We start from the raw sequence: 4,869 nt of genomic DNA, 5'->3' as shown, positions 1-4,869 counted from the left end.
AAGAGCAAAACTGCCCAACGAAAATTTACCTTTTTACTAAAAATTAGCTACCACGATTTTGTAGCTGCTAACATTTTGCACTGTACTTGAAAGCACCAAGAACGAAAACTTTCAGTTTACGTAACACCTAAATTTACTACTGATAAAACCACTGAATAGTTCTAACGCTGTTATAACCCGCCTAAACGGAGTTGATTTGTTTGCGTTAGCGTAGCGATTAAACGCAAACGAAGCAACGTAGTGAAGGTCGGGTTGATAACCTTGTTAGAACAACCACGATCATAGCTATTTTGCTGCGCTAGAAGTGTACTACCAAGCATTTGAACTACCTCACTTACAACTACCAATTTCGCTAATTTGAGCCACGAAGAACGAAACTACCCAACTTTATGCAACCACATTACTGATTAAAACAATGAGAAGCAAAACTGCCCAACGTAAACCTACCTTTTACTAAAAATTTGCTGCCACGATTTTTTAGCTGCTAATATTTTGCACTCTACTTGAAAGTACTAAGAACGAAAACTTTCAGTTTACATAACACCTAAAATTTACCACTGACAAAACCTCAGAACAGTTCTAACGCTTTGCTTTGCGGCGCGCGTTAGCGCGTCCGGTGGAGGCCACATTTTGTGGCCGGAACGAATAAGAGCAACTTGTTAGAACAAGTACAAAAATAGCGATTTTGCAGTGTTAAAGGTGTACCACCAAACATTTAAGCTACCTTACTTTCTGCGACTAAGTTTGCCAATTTCAGCCACGAAGAACGAAACTACCAAACGTTACGTGCCACGTTACTAATTGAAACCGCGAAGAACAAAACTGCTCTGCTTCACGCAACCACTTCACTCATTGAAACTAAGAAGAGCAAAACTGCGCAACGTAAATCTACTTTTTTACTACAAATTGGCTGCCACGATTTTGTAATTGTTCTACTTTCGTACCTTACTTAAAAACACCAACAACGAAAACTTTCAGTTTACGTAACAACTAATATTTACCACCGATAAAACCACTGAGTAGTTCTAACGCTTTGCTTTGCGGCGCGCGTTAGCGCGTCCGGTGGAGGCCACGTTTTTTGTGGCCGGAACGAATAAGAGCAACTTGTTAGAACAAGTGCAAAAATAACTATTTTGCAGCACTAAAAGTATACAACCAAACATTTAAGTTACCTTACTTTCCACTACCAAGTTTGCCAAATTAAGCCACAAAGAACGAAACTATCCAAACTTACGCTACCACTTTATTCATTGAAACTAAGAAGAGCAAAACTACTCAACGTAAATATACCTTTTACTAAAAATTAGCTGCCACGATTTTGTAGTTGCTAATATTTTGCACTCTATTTTAAAGCCCCAAGAACGAAAACTTTCAGTTTACGTAACAACTAATATTTACCACTGTTAAAACCACTGAGTAGTTCTAACGCCGCGTTAAACGGCAGACAAAGTTGTGATGCTTTTGTGCAACAATTTGCGTAGCAAATGCACAAAAGCAGCGCAGCTTTGGCTGTCCAGTGCAGGCCGAAGGCCGGAACGAGTTTGAACGCTTTGTTAGCACCACTGAGCAGCTATAAGTGCGCTATTTGAACGATCGTCACCTGGTATGCCGTACTCAGTGAAGATCCTGTTCCATTCTTGAACTGTTCCAATCAAAACGCGAAATGCTTCAACTGGATTTCCATCGGTTACATGAACTAGAGCCGATTGAGACAGCGAAGCGCTCCCTTCAATTACTTCCCCACTTACTGTAACTGACACCACCTCAGCACTATGTTGAGTTGTGCCAGTTACTGACGAAGTTCTATCTCCATCTAAGGAAAAATGCTTTGTCGTATTTGCAATATCTCTACAATACTGCAAATAATTTGAAGCATTGCATCTATTATGAAAATCCTCCTTCGCGGTCCCGGATAGATTCAATGACTTAATGCACCAGTCCCGTAGTGCATGCGCAGTAATACAAAAATTAAATAAATTGTCACAAAACTCTTCAGCATTCTTAGAATGAAGATGAGCCTTTCGTCCATCTCTTACTAATTTCGCTAGAAGATCCTTTGGTACTTTATATTCGTAAAGTATCGTCATTGATGTTTTTCCCGCCTCTTAGTGCTAACGTTTAGGTAAGGGGCGACAAAAGAGAAGCTTTTGGCGTCCCGTGGAGCCAGCTTGGCTGGCGTAACGAACTTGACCTACTTGTTATATTTGTGAGCGCCAAACTTTAAAAAGAGAAAGACGCTACTAACTTAATATTTATTTTTTAAATTACCATTTCATCAGTTGGTACTGAAGCCCTAACTAGGCTAAGTGTCCATTACGATCTATAGCTTACTTCTGTGTTTCTTTGTATAGCTTCACAGATGCAGTGGCTAGCACAACGATTGCCGTTGTGACTTTAATCGCCATATATATACTGGCTATTTCCATAAAATGGTTCCTGATGTTTGTATGGCGTTTGCCAACACAATCACCAGAGGTGAATTTCAGTAAGCTGGTCCTAAAACCTCCTTGTTGGACTGATGATTTGGAAAATATAACGCCCGCATTTGCGGCTGGTTTGGAGCGCAGCGGAAAACCAGTCCGACAACATGCGTTTGTTACGTGTTGCCTGCGCACGTTACTTTGTTACAAGAAGGGCAAGTAGCGATTTTAATTTCTGGAGAAACCTCCCACGCATTGCTGCACTCACTACATTGCCGCCAATTTTTTTCTAGCTTTACAGCCGGCACCATATTAATACTTGGAACCTGAGAGCCTAAATGTTCATTATTGCCATGTAGGTCTGGGGTGATTTTATAAAACAGCTGTTTGCATTGGATTATAAAATCACCATCTAGTGACAACTCTATTAGCTGCTCAGGAGATTCAATGAATTTTCCTGAGCTACCCATAAACTCTTCCGGGCCAGTAGCATTTAGGTGGTTTACACCAATGCAAACTATTTCAAAAGCTACGGGGTCCCACTGTGTTTGAAATAGTATTTTCGCATCAAACCTGTGATCCATGTTCATGGATTTATTCTCCATCACATACCCACGGTTAATTATCTGCATCTCTTTCAGCATGCCATCATGAAAAGTAACCTTTTCATGTAGAAACTGTTCTAGTTCTTCCGGAGATTTAATCTCGGTGTATTCATCCATACTCATTGGTACACGTAACGCTTTGCTTTGCGGCGCGCGTTAGCGCGTCCGGTGAAGGCCACGTCTTTTGTGGCCGGAACGAATAAGAGCAACTTGTTAGAATAAGTACAAAAATAGCTATTTCGCATTGCTAAATGTGTACCACTAAACATTTAAGCCACCTCCCTTTCTGCTACCAAATTTACCAATTTGAGCCACGAAAAACAAAACTAGCAAACCTGACGTAACCACATTACTCATTGAAACTAAGAAGAGCAAAACTGCCCAACGTAAACCTACCTTTTACTACAAATTGGCTACCACGATTTTGTAGTTATTCTAATTTTGTACCTTATTTGACGGCACCAAGAAACAGAACTTCCGGTTTACGTAACACCTAAATTTACTACTGATAAAACCACTGAGTAGTTCTAACGTTTTGCTTTGCGGCGCGCGTTAGTGCGTCCGGTGGAGGCCACATTTTGTGGCCGAAACGAATAAGAGCAATTTGTTAGAACAAGTGCGAAAATAGCTATTTTGCATTACTAAACTTGTACTACTAAACATTTGAGTTACCTTACTTTCTGCGGCCAAATTTACCAATTTGAGCCACGATGAACGAAACCACCAAACTTTACGCGCCACCTTACTAACTGAAACCACGAAGAACAAAACCGCCAAATGTAAATCTACCTTTTTACTAAAAAATTGGCTGCCACGATTTTGGTACGTCTAGGATTTAGCACTGTATTTTCAGCTACAAAGAACAAAAACTTTCAGTTTACCTAACACCTAAAATTTACTACTAATAAAACCACTGAGTAGTTCTAACGCTTTGCTTTGCGGCGCGCCTTAGCGCGTCCGGTGGAGGCCACATTTTGTGGCCGGAACGAATAACAGCAACTTGTTAGAACAACCACAAAAACAACTATTTTACGGTGCTAAAGGTGTACTACCAAACACGTGAGCTACCTTACTTTCTGCTACCAAGCTTGCCAATTTGAGCCACGAAGAACGAAACTACCTGAATTTACGCAGCTACATTATTTATTAAAACCACGAAGAGCAAAACTGCCCAACATAAACCTACCTTTTACTACAAATTGGCTACCACGATTTTGTAGCTGTCAACTTTTTACACCTTACTTAAAAATACCAAGAACCAGAACTTCCAGTTTACGTAACACTTAGAATTTACCACTGATAAAACTACTGAGCAGTTCTAACGCATTTGTAACCGGACCGCATTGCGGAGCGGTTTTTGTGTTAAAAGCGCAGCGAACACAAAAGCCGCGCAGTAATTTGGTTCCGGTTGACAAACTTGTTAGCAGTATTTCTACACCATTGGATTATTCTTAAAATATGCATCCAGCTCTTCCTGGTGTAACACAACACAGCCAGTTGAAAGCCATTGTTCAAAGTATTCAGGGTGTGCGACATAGAATTTATCTCCATCGCGCGCCTCTTTCACGTTGAACCCATACTTAGCAACAAACCACACGTACCTTGTAACCAAGTTGAAGAAATATGACTCATCTCGATTTTTAGGGTAGTTGTCCCCGTTCTCAATATTGTATCTGGATTCCTGTTCCATAAGACTCAATAAATCCTGAGTCCTATTATGAAGCATATATCTAACTTGATTGATATCTGGTTTCATGTTCTGTACTGCTAACGCCCACACAACCGGCGAGCGGAACATCGTGGAGCGAGTCCAGCCCAATTTGCGCTTTTTGCAAATTGGGCGT

Annotated in this window: 3 protein-coding genes; all 3 read right to left on the bottom strand. The window is 40.6% G+C overall.

Annotated elements, in window-relative coordinates; all coding sequences use genetic code 11:
* Nucleotides 1-1,553 precede the first annotated feature (1,553 nt).
* Complete coding sequence (locus ACYQ2C_RS18465; RefSeq protein ID WP_460104636.1) at nt 1,554-2,087, bottom strand: hypothetical protein; 534 nt, start codon at nt 2,085-2,087, stop codon at nt 1,554-1,556.
* A 509-nt stretch (nt 2,088-2,596) separates the two neighbouring features.
* On the bottom strand, nt 2,597-3,142 hold the full coding sequence (locus ACYQ2C_RS18460) for an Rcat domain-containing protein (RefSeq protein ID WP_460115734.1): 546 nt from the start codon (nt 3,140-3,142) through the stop codon (nt 2,597-2,599).
* A gap of 1,315 nt (nt 3,143-4,457) precedes the next feature.
* Nucleotides 4,458-4,869: hypothetical protein (locus tag ACYQ2C_RS18455; RefSeq protein ID WP_460104632.1), on the bottom strand; the 412-nt coding region annotated here is incomplete at its 5' end.

It is taken from the genome of Sessilibacter sp. MAH3 (assembly GCF_054658275.1).
Note: the sequence above shows the minus strand (reverse complement) of the source record. Positions and strands in the feature narration are given on the sequence as shown.

Excerpts from the sequence above, each read along its gene's own strand:
- ACYQ2C_RS18460 (WP_460115734.1), bottom strand. The coding sequence starts at position 3,142 with ATGGATGAATACACCGAGATTAAATCTCCGGAAGAACTAGAACAGTTT.
- ACYQ2C_RS18465 (WP_460104636.1), bottom strand. The coding sequence starts at position 2,087 with ATGACGATACTTTACGAATATAAAGTACCAAAGGATCTTCTAGCGAAA.